This is a genomic window from Streptomyces sp. YIM 98790, assembly GCF_011421595.1.
GTDB lineage: Bacteria > Actinomycetota > Actinomycetes > Streptomycetales > Streptomycetaceae > Streptomyces.
Map to the genome: position 1 here is coordinate 17,515 of NZ_WTLH01000026.1, position 19,197 is coordinate 36,711.

At 71.5% G+C, this 19,197-nt stretch carries 12 protein-coding genes, 1 tRNA gene and 2 pseudogenes; 7 read left to right on the top strand and 8 right to left on the bottom strand.

Going from position 1 to position 19,197, the window contains the following annotated elements; all coding sequences use genetic code 11:
• The first annotated feature begins 16 nt into the window (after positions 1 to 16).
• From GQS09_RS07190 to GQS09_RS07215, 6 genes and pseudogenes are all read left to right on the top strand, one after another.
• On the top strand, positions 17 to 1,225 hold the full coding sequence (locus GQS09_RS07190) for a DNA polymerase III subunit delta' (RefSeq protein ID WP_165985155.1): 1,209 nt from the start codon (positions 17 to 19) through the stop codon (positions 1,223 to 1,225).
• A gap of 69 nt (positions 1,226 to 1,294) precedes the next feature.
• Positions 1,295 to 2,851 carry an alpha/beta hydrolase gene (locus tag GQS09_RS07195; protein WP_165985156.1) on the top strand — a complete coding sequence of 519 codons (1,557 nt, stop codon included), beginning with the start codon at positions 1,295 to 1,297 and terminating at the stop codon, positions 2,849 to 2,851.
• A 47-nt stretch (positions 2,852 to 2,898) separates the two neighbouring features.
• Positions 2,899 to 2,975 (top strand) — tRNA-Thr (locus GQS09_RS07200).
• Between the two features lie 228 nt (positions 2,976 to 3,203).
• Positions 3,204 to 3,826 (top strand): annotated as a pseudogene (locus GQS09_RS07205) (DUF6000 family protein).
• 420 nt (positions 3,827 to 4,246) lie between these two features.
• Entirely contained in the window at positions 4,247 to 5,527 is a 1,281-nt protein-coding gene (locus tag GQS09_RS07210) for a hypothetical protein (protein ID WP_165985157.1), read from the top strand.
• Between the two features lie 85 nt (positions 5,528 to 5,612).
• Positions 5,613 to 6,095, top strand: coding sequence for a hypothetical protein (locus tag GQS09_RS07215; RefSeq protein ID WP_165985158.1), 483 nt, complete (start codon positions 5,613 to 5,615; stop codon positions 6,093 to 6,095).
• A 124-nt stretch (positions 6,096 to 6,219) separates the two neighbouring features.
• Here GQS09_RS07215 and GQS09_RS29195 read toward each other — a convergent pair whose 3' ends face one another.
• From GQS09_RS29195 to GQS09_RS07225, 3 genes and pseudogenes are all read right to left on the bottom strand, one after another.
• The gene (locus GQS09_RS29195; RefSeq protein ID WP_313896028.1) at positions 6,220 to 6,840 is read right to left on the bottom strand and encodes a DnaB-like helicase N-terminal domain-containing protein; all 621 of its coding nucleotides are present in this window, start codon (positions 6,838 to 6,840) and stop codon (positions 6,220 to 6,222) included.
• A 31-nt stretch (positions 6,841 to 6,871) separates the two neighbouring features.
• Complete coding sequence (locus GQS09_RS29200) at positions 6,872 to 7,399, bottom strand: DnaB-like helicase N-terminal domain-containing protein (RefSeq protein WP_243761188.1); 528 nt, start codon at positions 7,397 to 7,399, stop codon at positions 6,872 to 6,874.
• Positions 7,396 to 8,861 (bottom strand): annotated as a pseudogene (locus GQS09_RS07225) (type IV secretory system conjugative DNA transfer family protein); the annotation flags it as partial. The gene GQS09_RS29200 and the pseudogene GQS09_RS07225, both read right to left, overlap by 4 nt.
• A gap of 297 nt (positions 8,862 to 9,158) precedes the next feature.
• Between GQS09_RS07225 and GQS09_RS07230 the strand changes: the two are divergent.
• On the top strand, positions 9,159 to 9,671 hold the full coding sequence (locus GQS09_RS07230; RefSeq protein ID WP_165985159.1) for a hypothetical protein: 513 nt from the start codon (positions 9,159 to 9,161) through the stop codon (positions 9,669 to 9,671).
• Positions 9,672 to 9,767: 96 nt separating this feature from the next.
• Here the strand turns inward: GQS09_RS07230 and GQS09_RS07235 are convergent, their stop codons facing one another.
• From GQS09_RS07235 to GQS09_RS07255, 5 genes are all read right to left on the bottom strand, one after another.
• Positions 9,768 to 11,294, bottom strand: coding sequence for a PQQ-like beta-propeller repeat protein (locus GQS09_RS07235; RefSeq protein ID WP_165985160.1), 1,527 nt, complete (start codon positions 11,292 to 11,294; stop codon positions 9,768 to 9,770).
• Between the two features lie 148 nt (positions 11,295 to 11,442).
• Positions 11,443 to 12,558, bottom strand: a complete 1,116-nt coding sequence (locus tag GQS09_RS07240) for a hypothetical protein (protein WP_165985161.1) — start codon at positions 12,556 to 12,558, stop codon at positions 11,443 to 11,445.
• A gap of 89 nt (positions 12,559 to 12,647) precedes the next feature.
• The gene (gene fxlM, locus GQS09_RS07245) at positions 12,648 to 14,738 is read right to left on the bottom strand and encodes a methyltransferase, FxLD system (protein WP_165985162.1); all 2,091 of its coding nucleotides are present in this window, start codon (positions 14,736 to 14,738) and stop codon (positions 12,648 to 12,650) included.
• A 24-nt stretch (positions 14,739 to 14,762) separates the two neighbouring features.
• Positions 14,763 to 16,034 carry a lanthionine synthetase C family protein gene (locus tag GQS09_RS07250; RefSeq protein WP_165985163.1) on the bottom strand — a complete coding sequence of 424 codons (1,272 nt, stop codon included), beginning with the start codon at positions 16,032 to 16,034 and terminating at the stop codon, positions 14,763 to 14,765.
• On the bottom strand, positions 16,031 to 18,985 hold the full coding sequence (locus tag GQS09_RS07255; protein ID WP_165985170.1) for a lantibiotic dehydratase: 2,955 nt from the start codon (positions 18,983 to 18,985) through the stop codon (positions 16,031 to 16,033). Before GQS09_RS07255 ends, GQS09_RS07250 begins: the two co-directional genes overlap by 4 nt.
• Positions 18,986 to 19,197: the final 212 nt, after the last annotated feature.

Genomic DNA, 19,197 nt, shown 5'->3' on the forward strand with positions numbered 1-19,197 from the left:
GGCACGGCACACGGCAATGCCAGTCTGGGACGACCTGGTCGGGCAGGACCGGGCCGCGGCGCAGCTCGCCGCCGCCGCCCGGGACGCCGACGCCTACGTCACCGCGCACGAGCGCGGCGAGCAGCCCCCGCTCACCGGCTCGGCCATGACCCACGCCTGGCTGTTCACCGGCCCGCCCGGCTCCGGCCGCACCGCCGCCGCCCGCGCCTTCGCCGCCGCCCTGCAGTGCGTCAGCCCCGACCGCGCGCTCGGCGGGCAGCCCGGCTGCGGCTTCTGCGACGGCTGCCACACCACCCTGGTCGGCACCCACGCGGACGTCGAGATCGTCCGCACCGACCTGCTCTCCATCGGCGTCAAGGACACCCGCGAGCTGGTCCGCCGGGCGCAGCTCTCCCCGGCCGGCGGACGCTGGCAGGTGATCGTCCTGGAAGATGCCGACCGCCTCACCGAAGGCGCCGGGAACGTCCTGCTCAAGGCCGTGGAGGAACCTGCCCCGCGCACCGTCTGGCTGCTCTGCGCCCCCTCCATCGAGGACGTCCTGCCCACCATCCGTTCCCGCTGCCGCCTGCTCGCCCTGCGCACCCCCCCGGTGGAGGCGGTGGCCGACGCCCTGGTCCGCCGGGACGGCCTGGAGCCGGAGACGGCCGCCGAGGTCGCCCGCGCCACCCAGGGCCATCTGGAGCGCGCCCGCCGCCTGGCCACCGACGAGCGTGCCCGCGCCCGCCGCGCCGCCGTGCTCCGCGTTCCCGAGCGCGTCGCCGACATCGGCGGCTGCCTGCGCGCCGCCCAGGAACTGGTCGACACCGCCACCGAGGACGCCAGGGAACTCGCCGAGGGCGTCGACGCCAAGGAGACCGAGGAACTGCGCACCGCCCTCGGCGGCACCGAGGGGAAGCGCATGCCCCGCGGCACCGCCGGCCTGATGAAGGACCTGGAGGAGCGCCAGAAGCGCCGCGCCACCCGCGCCCAGCGGGACGCCCTGGACCAGGCCCTGACCGACCTGGCCGCCTTCTACCGGGACGTCCTGGCCCGGCAGTTCGGCACCGCCCCCGCCCTGGCCACCGGCGAGAGCGCCGCCGCCGTGGAGCGCCTCGCCGCCGCTTCCCGCTCCGAACAGACATTGCGCCGCCTCGAAGCCATCCTCCAGTGCCGGGAGGCCCTGGACCGCAATGTCGCGCCCCTGCTCGCCCTCGAAGCCATGACGCTCACCCTCCGCGCCGCCTGACGCCCGCCACCGGTTACCCTCCTACCTCTGACCTCCGACGCCAACTCACCTTCCACCGACCGGGGTTCCATGGCCACCGCCCACCCAGCACGCCGCCGCGCCCGCACCGCGCTGGCGGCCCTCACCGCCCTGCTGCTGCCCGCCTGCTCGGCGTTCGGCAGTGAACGCTCCCAGGGACCGGCCACCCCCGGCACCGGCAGCGCCACCGCCGCCCCCGCCGTCTCCGAGAGCCTGCGCCCCTACTACGAGCAGGAACTCAACTGGCGCCCCTGCGACGAGCCGGGATTCCAGTGCGCCACCCTCAACGTCCCGCTGGACTACGGCGACATCGACCCGGCCGAGGACCTCCAGCTCTCCCTCTCCCGCCGCCGCGCCGGTTCCCCGGCGGACCGCATCGGCTCCCTGCTGCTCAACCCCGGCGGCCCCGGAGCCTCCGGCATCGGCTTCCTCCAGGGCTTCGCCGCCCACGGCCTGCCCGCCGACATCCGCTCCGGCTACGACCTGGTCGGCTTCGACCCGCGCGGCACCGGCCGCAGCGAGCCCGTCGCCTGCATGGACGGCGCCGCCATGGACGCCTTCACCGCCACCGACCGCACCCCCGACGACGACGCCGAGATCGATGCCCTCCTGGACGCCTTCACCGCCTTCGCCGAAAGCTGCCGGGACCGCTCCGGCCGCCTCCTGGAGCACATCTCCACCGAGAACGCCGCCCGCGACCTCGACATCCTCCGCGCCGTCCTGAACGACGACACCCTGCACTACTACGGCGCCTCCTACGGCACCCTGCTCGGCGCCACCTACGCCGACCTCTTCCCCCACCGCGTCGGCCGCCTGGTCCTGGACGCCGCCGTCGACCCGTCCCTGTCCGCCTACGAGACCGACCTCCAGCAGGCCGCCGGCTTCGAGACCGCCCTCGCCTCCTTCCTGGCCTCCTGCCCCACCCTTGCCTCCGGCCCCTGCCCCCTCACCACCCCGGACTCCCTCTCCGCCCTCCTCACCCGGCTCGACGCCGACCCCCTCCCCACCAACGACCCCGGGCGCCCCCTCACCGAATCCCTCGCCCTCACCGGCGTGGCCATGGCCCTCTACTCGCCCTCCTCCTGGCCGCAGCTGCGCACCGCCCTCGCCGCAGCCATCGACGACGGCGACGGCGCCCCCCTGCTCGCGCTCTCCGACGCCTACCACGACCGCGGCCCCGACGGCAGCTACGGCACCCTGATGTACGCCTTCCCGGCCATCTCCTGCCTGGACCACCCCCCGGCCCTCACCGGCCCCGACGCCGTGGTCTCCGCCCTGCCCGACTTCACCGCCGCCTCGCCCACCTTCGGCGCCGACTTCGCCTGGTCCACCCTCCTGTGCGCCTCCTGGCCCGTCCCCTCCCCGCACGAGCCGGGCCCCGTCACCGCCCCGGGCACCCCGCCGATCCTCGTCCTCGGCACCACCCGCGACCCGGCCACCCCCCACGCCTGGGCCGAGTCCCTCGCCTCCCAGCTGGGGACCGGCGTCCTCCTCACCCACGACGGCGACGGCCACGGCGCCTACCCCGGCACCACCTGCGTCAACGACGCCGTCAACGCCTACCTCCTCACCGGCACCACCCCGCCCCCGGACACCACCTGCACCTGACCCCGGCGCACCCCACCCCTCGCCTTGTGTAAACTGACCACCGCCCCGCCGCCTTAGCTCAGTCGGCCAGAGCGACGCACTCGTAATGCGTAGGTCAAGGGTTCGATTCCCTTAGGCGGCTCCACAAAGGCCAGGTCAGGCCCCCTCTGACCTGGCCTTTACCCTTCCCTTCCCCTGACACCCGCCGAAGGCTGTGGCTGGGAACGCGAGATCGAACGCCACGAGTCCTTGCCGACCGCATCACCAGCCTCCTTGATGAGCCGGGCGAGCCCCATGACGAGCCTGCCGACTGAGCCGCGAGACCGGTTGCAGGCTGGTTGAACCGCGTCGCCCAGGACAGGAGGATTCACCCATGCGTTACGCCCATGAGGACCGCGAGTTGCTGCGCCTTGTCCGCCGCTACGTCGTGCCGGGACAGCGTTATCTCAAACTCGGCGGTGGCATCCTTGGCATGACCGGACGCGAGCGCGCCGCGTTCGCCCGGAAGCTGGGCGACGACGCGAACAAGATCGCATCCTACGAACTGGGCGCGCTACTCGAAGGGGGATGGCGCGAGCGCCAAACCGCGGCATGGTTCATCGCCGTAGCCCGCAGAACCGAATTTCGCGCACGTCTCGGTGAACTCCTGCTCGCCAGCGAAGTCTGCTTCGCAGGCCAGGCATACTCGTCGCCCTGGCCACCTTCGGCACGCCCGCGGACGCCGACCTTCTGGCCGCCTACCTCGATCGATATCTGCGCTGCCCGGACCTCGACTGCGACCAGGCAGCCGCCCTGGGGGCACTCCTGTACCTTGACACCAAACTCGGCCATGATCAGGCGACCCGATTCCTCGAGCCAGGCGGCCTTTGGCAGCAGTGGGTCGATGGGCCGCGCAGCCAGGGCTACGACGTCCCAGACAACTACCGCGAGATTATCGGCCAATTGTGTGCTTTCGCTGCCGAAAGTGCCGGTCAGGCCACTGGAGCGAATCGATGACTGCGCGCTCGGCAGGGTGACAACCTGATCGAAGGAAGCCACCACCGCAGACGCAAGACTGTCTACGCGCTCCCGGCGGTGGGGCGCTCCGACATCGGAGGTCCGAAGCATGCTGCATCGAGTAACGCGCCCGAGGTCGACCAGGGACCCGAGTACGGAATCCAGAGTCGCGCAGCAGGTAGGGCAAGCGTGGTAGTACCCCGGCCACATCTCTCCGGAGCTACCTTCGCCGGTTGTCCGGACGACAACCGTGAGGCCGGAAACCATCTGGGATCGGGTAACTCATCGATCTACGATTCGTGCCGTCTGTGACATCCGCTCTGGAGGTCCAGACCCGTAGACGTCAGTAGAGGTGGGACCGCATGAGAGGAGAGATTGATGCCCCCACGCATGTCCCGTAGTTCGGCTGCGAGGATTTGTGTGATCGCTCTGACGTTGCTCGTGATACCCGCATCCTTATCGGGAAGGGAGTACGGACCGCCCGATCCCGGAGTGATCCCGGCGTCGGCCACAGCGGAAAACCGTGTCATTCCCGATATGGGTGCCAAGAGCGAAACTCCGACCGCGGAGGAGATTCTCTCCGACCCTCGGTTGTTGGGCCAAGCAGCAGCTCAGCAGGTCGCCGACACGGTCCGTACCACTGTCGAGGAGAAAAACCTGACCGGCTTCGTGGACGCCAAAGTCGCCGCCGATTCCGTCGAAATTCTATGGCACGGTAAAGTGCCGGGAGCCATCAGGAGGATCGTCGAACGGACGGACGACGTCACGGTGACCCTCACACCGTCGGCGTACTCGCTGGCTGAGATCGATGCGGCTGTGGAGGCTCTGCTTGGCGAACTGGCGGAGCACTCCAGCGACGGGGTGGTCATGGTGGGGCCGACGAATGACTACGCTGCCCTGCAGGTCACTCTCGCTGAGCAGGCGACCAGAACTTTCCGCGCGCTGCCCAAGGAGTCACTGGGTATCCCAGTCGTCTACACGGACGGCCCGACCGCGGTTCCGGCGGTTCGCTGGGATGACACATCTCCCTTCTGGGGAGGCAGCGTGATCACCAACTCCTTCTCGGATTGCAGTACCGCCTTCGCCGTACGCCATGCGAACCAACAGAAGGGACTGCTCACGGCTGAGCACTGCCACAATCCCTCGGCGGGGAACACCTGGGTTGTGGCATTGGGTGGCCGCCCGGTCGGAGACCGTTACGCGTGGAACCGGGCGCGAGACGCCATGACCCTCTCCGGCGCCGATTACGCCAATCGCATCTATATCGGTCCATGGAACTCCGGGGTCAATCAGAGCCGTCCGGTGCACGGTGCCATTAACCCGAGTGTGGGTACCTTCGTCTTTCACTCGGGCGGCTACTCGGGGGCGCATGTGCTTCTGGTGGAAGCGGTGCGGCAGTACGTCATGATTCCGGATCGGAACGGCGAGCTGTACACCGTGGGGCCGGGCTTCGTCACCAGGGACGCAGATGGGCTCGCCTCCGTCGGCCAAGGTGACAGCGGCGGACCGGTGGCGGGGGTGTACAACGACGATCCCACCAAGGTGACTGCTCGCGGCCTGATATCCGCCATCTTCCTGGGCGACGATGTGGAGGGTCCGTGCCAGGGCGTTCCCATTGTGCGTCGCTGTTCTTCGCTGTCGTTCCACATCGGTATCGACAACATTGAGACGGCCATGAACCTCACGGTTCTCACCAGCTAGCCCTGACCGGGCAGGGCGGCGACAGCTGGGCATGTGAGCCGCCGCCCTGCCGCGGCGGACAGGACCCGGCGGAGACGGAGAAACCATGACGGAGGACGGGCACCGGGAAGAGGTGGACGTGGGCATGGAGGCGGCCTGCCGTGACATCGAAGCCCTGGGCGTGCGGGACTACCCCGAGGTGTTCACCGGATGTCTTCTCCACGGCGACGAACTGCACGTCTACCGCACCGCTACGGGGAGCACAGGACTGGAGGACACCATCGCCCAGTGCTTCCCCCACCTGCGGGTGAGATATGTGGCCTCGCAACGAAGCTGGTCACAGCTGGACGCGGTGCTGCAGGAGGTGCTGAGCGAAGCGACGCAGTGGCAGGACGCCGGCATCCGAATCGCAACTGTGGGGCACGACATCACCAGCGGCGTGATCACGGTTTCCACTCCGGATGTCGACCGTGCCCGCCGACTGCTGACTGAGCGTTACGGCAACGCCATACGAGTTGAATCGCTGATGGCACGCCCCTTGCCGGCCAGGCCGCGACATCTCCGGGAGCCACCACCGGCAGGTTCGTGAGTTGATGCGATGTGGTGGCAGGTGCAAGCGCCAAGTTCCGGTTCGTGGGGGTAGGTAGCCGCTCGTGAAGGGTGTCGTTCTGAGCGAGCCATGGCGGGTAGGGGAGCGCGGTGACCTGGGGGTGTCATGCACGTTTCCGTTGGGTAGTGCGACGTGCGGGGTGGGTCGCGCTGGACGCGGATGGCACAGCAGCGGGCCGGTTGACGCGGAACTGCTGGCTGCGGGCGCGGGCGGCCTGCGCCCGTATGGACGGGGCCCGGGTGGGTGGTTGTGCTGGCCTGTCCTCGGGCGGCGGTTCGGATGTGGCCTGCCGCCAACGGGTGCTGACCTCGTCCAGTGGGCGGAGGGCGTGGAGCGCGCGGCCGATCAGGCGGCCGGGGGTGAGGGCGTCGTTCTCGGCCAGAGAGCGGACGGTCCGCGCCGAGGCGGCGGCGACGCGGAGCAGGGATGCCCGGAGGACTTGTTCGGCCAGGTACTCGACTGAGCCGGCGCTGATGCCGGTGTCGAGGTCGCGGACCTCGTCGCTGGTTACGGTTCCGTCGGCGAGTAGCCCTCGCCGCTGGGCCTCCCAGAGCAGCGTGAGGCTGTCGACGGGGTCGCCCCGGTGGTGGAGGGCAGTCAGACAGAGGTAGAGCGGGCCATGCGCGGGAAGGGCAAAGTCCGCCGGACGCAGCCAGGGCGCTACCTCGTCGAGGCCGTCCGGGCGGGCGATCAGCGCGGAGAGCAGTAGCCGTTCCTCCGCCACCGCTTTCGCCTCCGGAGAACGATGCTCGGCGTCAGCCGGGCACGGTGTGGAACCGTGTGAGGTGGAGCCGGGTTCTGTTCCCCATCGCCGGCGGAGGTTGGTGAGGGATTCGGTGAGCACCTGGGCGTAGTGCAGGGGTGTCCTCGACCTCGCTGCGAGCAGCGTCGGTGCGGGCGGCTTGGTGGAGCCGGATGGCGTGCTCGGTGACGCGGCGGTGGATCGCGCCCTCCAGGACCATGCGCCCGTAGAAGGGAGCGTGCCGGGGGCGGGGGCAGGCCCGGACGAGGGAGTGGGCGTATGCCGATGTGAGTCCTCGGACGTGCTGGCCGGCCTCGGTGACCGCGTCGTTCACCCAGGACAGGGACGTCGCCGTGTCAGCGGCGGAAGTCATGCCGGGGTGGCCGTCCCGGTGGAGTTTGAGCAGGGCTGCGTAGAGCGCCTGGTGCATCGGGTGGTGGAAGTGGTCCGGTTCCAGCCAGCCCGAGAGCCCAGCCACCCGCTCCGGTTCGAGCAGTGCCGCTCCCAGCACCGCCTGCTCGGCCTTATGCAACGGCTTCATGCCGTCTGCCCGAAGTCATGGCAGGTGGGTCGGCCCTTGGCGAGGGCGCGGTCGGTGATGGCGGCGGTCGCGCGTGCGGAGGCGGCGCTGAGCCGCTGGGCGTCCGGCTCGCGGTACCAGGGTTTGAGGTTGATCAGTGCCGGCCGCACTCCGGTGGCCAGGAGCAGGGCGGAGCCCTTGGGCAGTGCGCGGATGGCGTCCGCGGCCAGGATGCGTTCCTGGCGCATTGAGACCGAGGTGGAGCGGCCGGAGGCGCCGTGCGACTTGGAGACGGTCTGCACGTCGTGGTCGCCGACCAGGCGGGAGAGTTTGTCGGCGAAGTCGGCGTCGTCGATTCCGGAACCGATCAGCTTGACGGTGGCCGCGGACCACAGGGCGTCCATGCCGGCCTCGCTCCACACCCGCACGCCCTGCCGGTAGGACTGCAGGATCGTGATGGGGATGACGCCTCGGCTGCCGAGGTGCGAGTACAGGTCGGGCAGATCGCTGATCTTGCAGACGTTGGCGGCCTCGTCGAGGATCGCCAGCAGGGGTGGGTCGAGGCGTCCGCCGTCGCGTTCGGCCTGTGCCACGGCGGCGCGCATGACGGCGTCGGTCGCGGCGGCGATGATCGCCGAGGCCGAGCCGCCGCCGTCCTTGGACAGCAGGAGAGTGTGTCGGTGCTGGTGGCGAACTCCCGGGGCCGGAACTGCGGGATATCGGCGGTGGGGGTGACCCAGGCGGCGATGTCCGGATCGAGGAGGCAGGCGGCGTACTGGCGGGCGGTTTCGAAGATGCCGTCGCGGGTCTCCACTGCGCCGGCCACGGTTCCCTGGAGCTGGGCGGCGACGGCGTGCAGCCCGGCGTCCTGGAGCACGTCGACCGGGGTGCGGTCGGCGGGGGAGGCGAGCCAGCCCAGCACGTCGGTGATCGGCCTGCCGTCCCGGGCCGCCGCGAGGAACAGCGCGGTGAGCGTGTTCGCCGCCGCGGTGGACCAGAAGTCACCGGAGGTGGATTCGTCCACTGAGGCGGTCACGAAGTGCTGGGCCAGGCGGCGGGCACCGGCCAGATCGTGGGCGTCGGCGAGGATGTCCCACCACATCTCGCGGGGCGCGTGGGCGATCTGCTGGGGGTCGAGTGTCCAGACGGTGCCGAGCTCGGCCCTCATCTCCAGCGTCGCCGTGTAGGCGTCCCGTGCTGCCTTGTTGGAGGTCAGCAGTACCGGCCCGGGGGCGCGGAGGATAGCGGGGATGGCCAGTCCGGACGTCTTGCCGGAGCGGGGAGCCATGATCGCCAGGAGCACGTCCTCCCACGAGGAGCGGACCTCGTCCTCACACGGGGGAAGCGTGCCGAGCAGCACGCCCCGGTCCTCCGGACGAATGTGCCGGGGCTTGTGCCCGGACAGACTCGGCCGCAGCTCGGCGGCCTTGGCGGCTGACTGCCTGGGCAGCAGCGCCGCGAGCTCCCGTCGACCGGCGAGGCCGGCGACGCCCAGGACCCGGCGGCCGGCATCCGCCCCGCCGACCCCCTCCGGGCGGCCGAGCACACAGCCCGCGCCACCCTCCCCGTCCTCCGCAACGGCGAGGACCCCGCCGCCCAGGCCCACCTGGCCGCCTACGGTGAACTCCTTCACAACGCCGCCCTCATCAGCCGGGATGCCGCCCGGCGCGAGTTCGCGCTCGCCGCGGCTGCCTTCGACCGCGCCACCCGCTCCGCCATCCGGGCCGAGCACCGCGCGGCAGCCCGTCTGCGCACGGCAGCCAAGGACCTCCTCTACGAGGTGACCTCCGACCGAGACGGAGCCGCCTTCAGCGCCCTTCTCTCCACCCTGATCCTCATCACCATCGCCGCCGCCAACTGGCACGAGCGGCGGCACCACGAGCAGCAGGTCGCCGCCGCCCGGCAAGCCCTCTCCCACCTGGAGAACGCCTACGGCCACATCAGTCGGCCCCACCTCGCCGCGTCCATGGCCCACGCGCCCGTACCCACGGAACTCAGCCCTTACGAGGCCATGCTGCGCGCCACCCTCCCGGCCCACGCCGACCGCATCCTCGCCGACCCCGCCTGGCCCGCCCTGGCCGCCGCCCTCTCCCACACCGAGCGAGCCGGCCACGACCCGCCGCCACCCTCGCTACCGCAGCAGCCCAACGCGAACTCGACACAGCCCACGCCCCCGCTCACGTCGTCATCTGGCGCATTGAGGGCAAGCGGGAGGCGCAGGACACCAGCCAGAAATGCAGGTCTGCCCCTCGCGCCTTTGCAGACCAGCACCCGGCGCCCTCGTTCGCGTTGATCTTGCTGCGCAGGGCACCGGCTTCCGAGCCGGTGCAGCCTTGTGCACCGCCGACCTTCTGTCTTCCGGGGTGACGGCAGGTGACCGACAGCTGGGTCAGCGTTCCGTCGAGCACAGGAGGATGCGTCCGTCACTGGTACCGATGAGCAACCGGCCCGGCTGGGTGATGGTGAGCGCGGTCGGTATCGCCGGCACCTTCCCGACGGTGAGGTACTGCCGCCAGGACACGCTGCCGTCGGCGAGTGCGAGCGCGACGATCTCGCCGTCGTCGTAGGCGATATAGACGGTGTCCGGGTCGGTGTCCAGCGCGGTGGCCTGCCTATCGGTGCGGAAGACCCAGCGCGGCGCTCCGTCAGTCAGGGACCGCCGCACCACGAACGAGCCACCTGGCTGAAGTCCTTGGCCGTCGTAGACCGTTCCGGCATGGACCAGTGTCCCGTCGGCGGTCTCCACCGCCGGTCCGCCGAAGTGCGTCTCCCCGGGTATCCACGAGAAGGGGAAGAGGCGCTGGGCGTCGGGTCGCACGGGCTCCTCCGGGCGGCCCGTGCCGCCGTCGGGCAGGCCGGCCGCGGCAAGCCACTGCTTTCCCGGAGCTTGGCGCCCTGGCCTGCCCGGACCCTCCGCCTCCTGGAAGTAGATCCGGCGCCCGCGCCGGACCGGGAGGGAACTGCGGACACCGTTCGTACCCCTGGGCATGAGAACGGGCCGGCCGTCCGCGGACCGCAGCAGGGAGACGGGGCGGGAGGGGACGACACGGTCCAGTTCGCTTCCATCGACGAGGGAGATCCGGGCGAGGAACCGTGGGGTCCGGTACCCGCCGGCATCGCGGGACGCGGCCACGCTGACCCAGGCCGACTGTTCACCGGCGGCGACCACGATCTCCCGTCCGCCTTCCTCGTCGGCGACCGCCCATTCACGCTCGCCCGACGGCAGCCAGGATTCGAGCCGCACTCCGTCGAGAGCAGCCAGGCACCGGCCGTCCGCCAGCTGCTCGACGGCGCGCACGTCGTGGCGTGGCGTCCACTCCGGCGCCAGTTCCTCGACCAGCCGACGGGCGGTCCGGCTGGTCTCGCGGCGCGGCGCAGGCCCGCGCGGCCCGGCCAGCTCTTCATGGGCGAGCGGCCGTGGGGCGAACAGGCGCCAGTCGGGCCGGGTCACCGTCGCGGTGTGCCCTTCGTGGTGCGCCTGTTCGTCGCCCCAGTCATCGGGCGGGGCCATCGTCAGCCGCAGTTCGGTCCCGCTCAGCCACTCCAGCTCCAGCACCTGCCGGCCGAGCCCCTCCTCGAAGGCGGAGACGACCTCGCCGGTTTCCAGGTTCAGCAGGAGAAGTTCCCCCTCGAAGAAGTAGCCGCCGTCGTAGCCGCCGGCGCCGATGGCCAGAAGGCCCTGCGACGGGTGGAACGCCATGGCGCGGACCGGGTAGCGGCAGCGGACCAGCGCACGGCAGGTCTGGTCGCCGATGCCGTAGACCCCGACGGGAGCACCGCTGACGAAGCCGTAGCGGTGCCTGCCGGCAATGGCGAGCATGCCACGCTCCCGGTCGGCGACCACCAGGGCGGGATTGCCGGTCTCCGCGAAAGGCCGGTCCCCGAGAATACGATCGACATGCAGCGGCGAAGTCATGTTCTCGATCATCCCAAGGGCTCCGAGCTGAGGGCGTTCGATGCGGTCGGCAGGATACGGGTGGCAAGAGGTGCCCACGCTGGTCAGGCTGCCTGACTCCTGGGCCGCAAGGCGGGCGAGTTCTCTGCGCCTTTGAAGCTCGTGATTTCTACCTGTTCAGTCCCGGGAGCGGCGCGACGCTGGCACGGATGACGGACTCGCTGGTCGTCAACGCGGTGGTCAGTTCCGTCCCCAGGTCATCAGGAAGGATGCCGGAGCCGAGGGCGCAGTGCTGGAGAAGGTTGGTGCAGTCTCGTATCTGCTGGTCGGTGGCGAGCGTACGGAACCGGGGATGGGCGAGGCATTCCCGGGCCGCGTAGCCGTCCGTGGCGGTGACGGTGCGGTGGTGCAGGCGGTTGATGACCTGCCGAGCGGAGCGGTCGTGTGCTGCGTCGGTGGCATCGAGGATGGACAGGCCGAGACGGATGTCGAAGACGGTCAGGCCGGGTTCGGCCGCTCTGCGGGCGTAGCCCTCGATCAGCGTGGCGAGAAGTTGGTCTGCGGGGCGGCCGAGGGCCTGTTGGCAGAGCAGGGAGAGGCAGTGGGTGACGGCCTGTTCCCATGGAGTGCCGGGTGTCGTGGCTGCCAGCAGGGCTTCGGCGGCAGCCGCGTCTTCGGAGACCAGAGCCGCGACGATGGCGACTTGGCGGCCGTCGAGTATGTGGTTTCCCAGGCCGCGGTGTGCGGTGATGTGTGCCAGGGCCTCGGCCCATCGGCCGGCCGTGGTGAGGGTGCGGGTGCCGTCGGCGAGCAGCACTCGCCACAGCCAGGCGCGGACTTCCTGGCTGTCCTCGGCGGTCGGGGTGAGGTGCGCGGGAATGGTGACGCCTTCGATGTGGGTGGCGGTGCCGTTGCTGACGGCTTCGTAGAGGGTGAGGAGGTGTTGGCGGCCGTGGTCGCCTTGGCCGGCGCGGATGTGCAGGCGGGCGAGGTTCACGACGGGTTCGAGGGCGCGGATCGCGGTCATGCCGGACAGGGGGCAGGCGTGGAGGCAGGCGGCGGCGTGCTGGAGGCACATCGTGCGGGCCAGGCCGGGCAGGCCGAGGTCGGAGGCGATGAGTGCGGCCTGGTTGAAGACTGCCGAGGCCAGGCCCTGGTCGGCCTCGCGCCGGGCCCGCCGGGAGAGCTCGGTCAGGGCGGCGACGCGTTCGGGCAGCGGCAGGCATGCGGGCCGGAAGCGGGCGACGAGCGGGAAGCGCTGGGCCGTGGGGCCGTGCGGGTCCATGAGCCCTCCGAGGGGCGGGCGGGCGAGGCGTGTGGGCGGGTGCCCGCCGGGGCCGGTCCGGCGGGCACCGTGTGTCCGGGCGGGTGCCGTCAGGTCCAGTCGACGACGATCCGGTTCAGCGGGGTCGTGAGGGCGAACACGCCTGGGCGGTCTTCTGGGGCGGGGGCGTCGAGCGGCTGGATCTCGAAAGAGGCGGTGCGGTCGCGGTATTCGCGGTCCCAGGTGCGGATGGCGTCGGCGACCTTGGCGGCGAGTTCGTCGCTGCCGGGGCCGTGGCCGATGACGCCGAATTCCCAGAGCTTGCCGCCCTCGGGGGTCTTCTCCGGGGACAGGCGGCGTGCGAGGTAGGTGAGGGCGCCCTTGTCGACGGCCGCGGTGGAGGAGGGGTAGGGGTCCTCGGTGAGGAGGGTTCCCTTGGCGGTGGGCGGGAAGAGCATGCGGATCAGGCCGCAGGGCAGGGAGCAGGTGACGAACAGCTCCATCCACTCCGGGGATTCCATCGCCCGGACCGTCATTCCGGTCCACTCCTCGGTGCGTGGCTGGTCCAGGACACCGGCCAGCGCGTCGGCGTCGATGTGCTGCCCGGCGGGGGCCTGGAGGCGCACGCTGCCGTCCGCGCTGAGCGGGACGACGCGGCGGTCGTCATCCGCGATGCCCCGGCGCAGCGGCATGAAGGTGTTCATCTCGCTGCTCAGGGAGACCCACCGGTCGTCGTGACGTTCCCAGGCGATGGAGCGGGCGACGCTGCCCTTCAGGCGCTGCGGGACCAGGAGGCGGCCCCCGGGGGCGAGCTGGTCGAGCCAGGCGTGGGGGATGCCGTGGGCGCCGACCGTGGCGATGATCCGGTCATAGGGTGCGCCCTCGGGGTGTCCGAGGGCGCCGTCGCGGGTCAGGGCGTGGACGTTGGCGCATCCGGCGGTGGCGAGGTGTGCGCGGGCGCCTTCCACCAGGTCCTCGTCGACGTCGATGGTGGTGACATGTCCCTGGGGGCCGGCCAGGTGGGCGAGGAGCGCGGCGTTGTAGCCGCTTCCGGCACCGAGTTCGAGGATGCGCTCACCGGGTCGGACGTCGAGCTGGTCGAGCATGAGGGCGACGACGCCGGGCTGGGAGGCGCAGGAGATCGACGTGCCGTCGGTGTCGTACTTGATGTGCACCGGCGCGTTGGCGTAGGCGTCTTCAAGCGTGGCGTCGGGCACGAACAGGTGGCGCGGAACGGTCCGCAGGGCGTTCTCGACCGGGGCGGTGCGGGCGTGGCCGTTGGCGCGGATGCGGTCGACCAGGGCGTTGCGGAGCCGTTCGGCGTCGGTCTCGCGGGGGGCGATGGTGCCGGTGTTCTGGGAAGTCACCGCGCCGACGTTAACGGCCGGGGGCGTGCCCTCGGCGGGCGACGCGGTGGTGTCACTCGATCCCATGACTACCTCTCGTGCGATGTGGGAGATGGCGTGCTGGTCGCCGCGGGGGAGACCGGCGCGGTTGGCGTGGAAGACCAGATGGTGGGCGAGGACGGCCCGCAGCCCCCGAGACAGGAGACCGTCGGTGGCGAGGCGGGCCAGCGCGGCGCCGGTCTGTTCGAAGGCGGCCACCCACCCCGCGTGCCCGTGGAGCGGCCCGCCCGGACGGCACAGGCTGCGGGCCTCGACGGTCATCAGCCGACCCATCGCGGGCGCCAGGGCAGCGGCTCGTCCGGGGACCAGGGGTTCGGCGGCTGGACGCAGGTCGGCGACCTTGGCCCAGACGTCACCCTGCTCGAACCAGTCGAGACCGGCCGCCCGCATCATCGCGCTCGCCAGCAGAACAGCGGTCTCCCGGCGGCCGAGCCGCGCGGGCCGGGGCTGGTGGGCGAGCAGGTGGCGGCTGTCCTCGTGGAACAGTTCGTGAGCGGCCTCCATGGCTTCGGGGCCGCCGAACGCGAAGGTCTCCGGCTCGTAGATGCCGCGTGCCGAGGACAGGACGGTACCGTCGGCGATGAGTCCGCTGAGCAGCGAGACGATGAGCGGGGACGGCTCGGCGGCTCGGTATCGCAGCGGCCAGGGCTGCTTGTTCATGAACCACCAGCCGGTGAGCTGCCCGGCCTCCTCGGCCGCGAACAGCACCGGGCCTAGGTGCTCGATGATGGCGCGCTGCCCGGCCTCGCGGTCGGCGAAGGTGATGCTGTGCTGCTGCCAGCGGTCCTGGGACATATCGGGGGACCTTCGGTGAGTGGATCAGGCGAGGAGCAGGCAGACGCCCCAGGCGGAACGGGGCGGCGTCGTGGTGGCCGGGGACACGAGCGCCAGCGCTGTTCCTGCGGCGCCGTTGAGGAAGCCGGGGCCGGCCGCCTTGTCCCGCGCGATGGCGGCGGCGGTCTCGGCCGGGTCGGCTCCGGGCGGGCATACGGCGCTCAGCAGTGACGGGAGGGTGGCGCGGAGCAGTGCGGCGGACTCGGGGCGGGCGTCGTCGGCGGTCCGGGCGGCGATGTGGGCGAGACCGGCGAAGCCGTGGCACAGGCCGCGGTCGGTCGTGGCCCGCAACTGCGCGGGATCGGTGAGAGCGATGGCGATGGCGCTCTCCGCCTCGGCCTGCCGGTCGGCGTCTTCCAGCACGATGGCGGCCAGTTGCTGGGCGCGGGCGAGGCCGGCGGTGCCGTAGCACCAGGACGGACGGCGGGGCCCGCCCGAGGAGAGCCGTCCGCTGCGCAGCTCGGCCCGCGTCACCCAGTACGGCCACAGGGGTACCCGGCCTTGGTCCTGCTGCCAGCGGTCCAGCCACGCGAGGAGCGTGCGGATGGCTTCACGGTGCCCGTTGACGAGGATGCCCTTACGGGCGGCCAGGGCCAGAAAGGCCAGGACTCCGCCGATGCCATGGGCCACGCCGTTGTTGGCGTGCCCGCCGGGGTACCGCTCGTCCGGCCGTCCCGAGGGGCCGCTCGCCGTCCACCAGCCCGGAAGCAGGCCACCGCGGTCGGTGATCGGTTCGGTCAGCCGCACGCAGTACTCCAGGACGCCGCGCAGCAGCGGGCTTGCCGGGGTGTGGTGCAGCAGGTGGGCGCCGTAGCCGGCCAAGCCCCGGATGACGTCGAACTCGGCGAGCGCCGGGAGATGCCCGGTGTCGATGCGCCGGTGGGCGGCGTCCAGGCGTCGGCGGACATCCTTGGCCACCTGGGCATCCAGCGTAGCGAGAGCCCGCTGGTAAGAGCCGGGCTGGTGCTCGGCGGCGCAGGCCAGGACGTACGCGAAGGCGGGAGCGCCGTAAAACGGGTGGCTGTCGGCGCCGCTGGTGAGCGGCTCCCGGGTACCGGCGGCGAGCCAGTCGTGGGCGCGCTGCCACGGACCCAGGCCGGCCGCGGCCCGTTCGATGTGCAGCAGAGCGATGCCGGGCACGCCGTACGCGAGGTGCTGCCGGTCCGCCGCCCCACGCCACCCCGTGGGTGCGGTTTCCGGATCGGCGAGCAGGTCCGCGACCGCCTGTGTCAGTTCCAGTGCGGGGTGGGCCGTCACGGTGACCTCCGGGCGGTGCGGGCGGCCCAGGCCATCGCGGCGCAGCGGGCGAGGTACAGGCAGACCTCCTCCTCGGGGAAGTTCACCGCGACATGTCGCACGAAGTGGGTGTGGAGGAGAGAGGTCAGCACGTCGTCGGGATCGATGCCTCTGGTGTCCGGGCCGGGGAGGTGGGCGCGGTAGGCGGCAAGGGACATGTCGCGGTCGGCCCAGGCCGCCACGGTTTCCTTGCCGCCGGGGACGCTGCGCAGTGCCGCCCAGCCGTCCGAGGGGTCGGCCAGCCGTACGGCCTCGGTGAGCTGCGGGCGCGGCACGGGCGTGGGCGAGGCCGGCGGAATGTGGTCGATCAGCCAGCGTGTCCCGGCCTCGACGCTGCCGAGGAACGCGGCAGCGATGGCGAGGAAGTGTGCCGCCACCAGGGCTCGCTGACCGGGGCGGTGCCGCTGGGAGAGCTGGGCGACGACGGCGCGCGAATCCGCGCGGAACACCTCCTCCGCCGCTTCCCAAGCGGCGCCCGATCCCCAGCGGCCCATCTCCCGGTAGGAGGTGGGATAGCGCAGGTCCGACAGCAGCCCAAGGCCGCGCAGCTCGCCGGCCCACGCACTCACCGTGCGTACGGTGTCCGCGAAGGCGTCGGCGCTGGGCAGCGCGATACGCAGGCGGAGGTGCTGCTCGGGGTCCCGGAAGCGGATGAACCACCAGGGCGGGCCGCCGAGTCGGCGCAGGAGCTCCGGCAGGTGCCGGGTGAGCAGGGCGTCCTGGCGGCGGAGATCGCCGTACAGGGCGGCCAGCAGCAGAGACGAGACGCCGGGGGACTGCGACTGCGCCGCGGTGAGGGTGCGCTCCGGGGTGGGAGCGGGCAGGGCCGGCCAGGACGGCGGCCGGGTGGCTTTGAGAGGCACGACAACCTCGTGGGCAGGTCCACCGCACCAGCCGAACGCCTCGGCCGGCGGCGCCTCGACCAGAACGGCCACCGGGGACCGGCGAAGATGACGACGCAGCAGGGCCCGGTGTCCGGATTGATCGAGGTCGAGCAGCAGACGCCGGTCGTCCTCGGTCAGGTAGACGCGCTGCGGCAGCCGCCGACGGACCCGCCAGTCGCCGAGGGCGGCATCCCACTCCTCCCGAGGGTTGTCGTGAGCGGGTAATTCGGCCGCCGTCAGGCGCCAGCGGGCGGGAGCGAGCACCGTGCGCCCGTACCGCAGCCTGGGCAGGAACGGCATTCCGGCCGCCGCGCCCCAGTCGAAGGTGGTGACCTGGGCGCACTGGGCGCGGGGCAGTTCTGTGAGGAAGCGGACCAGGGGAGGGGTGTGGGTGGTGAGGTTCAGGGCGTGCATCCCCACGGGCTCGATGCGCCGGCCGAGCTCGAGGGTGGCCAGGTACGTGCGGCGGCCGTCACAGCCCACGGCGAGATCGCCGGGCGTGAGCACGTGACGAGCGGGGGCGCGGTGCTCCTGCACGCTCAGTACGACCGGCAGCACCTGCGGTGTGCGGGTCACACCCGCGGTCCCGGGCAGCAGCGGCGGGAAGGAGAGCTGCACGGGAATGGTGCCGTCATCGGCGGTCGGCAGCTCAGCCAACTCCGCCATCAGAGCCTGTCGCTCCTCGGAATCCAGAACGCCGAGGAAACGGCCGGTGGATACGCCGACGCCCCGCGACACGCTCACTACCTCCAGCCGGAACCTCCCGCGCTGCAACTCCTCAATCCCGGTGGCATACACACGCACGCCGACCTCCACGTGCGGTGGCAGCCGGGGGTCTTCCGGACCCAGGTCCATGGCGGCGATCAGGTCTTCGGTGAGGACCACCTCCTCGTGTCCGTCCAGTGCTGCTGATTGCGCCAGATGCACGAGGACGTCGTCCCGGGCGGAAAGGCGCGGGCGGCGGGCCTCGGCCGGAGTGCCCGGGTAACCGTCAGGAAAGCCGGTGCCGCTGTCGGCCAGAACCTCCTGAAGCGGCACCATCGTGCCGATGCCGTAGCGCTCGTAGAACCGCTGGTGGTAGGCACCCCAGGCCGCGGTCCCGTACGGGCGGGCACTCACCCGGGCCAGCACCAGGGCAGCTCGCTCGACCTCACGGGCGACTGCCTCGGGAACCTCGATCCGTGCACCCAGGCGCAGATCGAGTGAGAGCGGATGACGACGCAGACCCGGCTCGATGGCACGCATCCGGGTCGCGACGTTCCGTCGGCCGCCGCGTGTTCCGCAGCCGTCCAGGCCCACCCGGATCTCTCGTAGCCGGCGCACCATCTCCGAGATCGCCGGGATGGCTTCCGCCGCCACGGAATCGAGCTGACCGAGCAGGTACGCCAGGGCATCGGGCTCCGTTCCCGGCGCGCGCAGGCTCGTCATCAGCACCTGCCGCTTCACCAGCTCCCGCAACAGCGTCCGCACCTTCTCCCGCCCAGCCGCAGGGAACTCCGCTTCGATCTTGTCGGCCAGCACGCCGAAGGGGATAGGCGCGCGGGCCACTGCCAGGGCCGCCTGAACCGGCTCCGTCAGGGCAAGGGAGACCTCGACTGCCCGCGTACGGTCCTCCTGGGCGTCGAGCTGGTAGGGAACGACGAGCCGGTCATCGCGTCGGCTCACGGCGTTGTTGACCACCACGGGGAGCCGGTCGAGCAGCTCGGGGCACGACTCCAGCCGCCCGACCACCGCAGTCAGCCACGCCGCGCTCGCGCGGGCGGTGACGACAGGACCGGAGCCCCACGCCACGCGCGCTCGCGTCCCGAAAGCAGCCGTTGCCACGCCGGCGAACAGGCCGAAAGGCGTTGCCCGGTGTTCAGCACGCTGGACGTATCGGGCCACGGACGCCACCGCGCGCCGTACCTCCCGCGCCCCCGGATTCCTCGACGAGCACAGAGCCCGCACCTGATCGGCGAGGCCGGGACTGGCATGCTCCAGGGATTCCGCAAAGTCGGCACTGGCCCACACCTCCCGCAGCCAGACGATCTGGGCGGCCGTTGCCTCGGGCGACGGATCTTCCACGTCAGGGCACGGCGGAACGGACAACACCGGCCGTGCGACAGCGCGCACGAGCACGGCTCTGCCAGCTCGGAACGTGGTGCTCGGGGCCATCACTGCCTCTTCCACTACCTCTGGGGCCGGAGGCCGGTGCCGCCGCACGGTGGCGCGCGGTGGCACCGGCCCGGGATCGGTTCTGG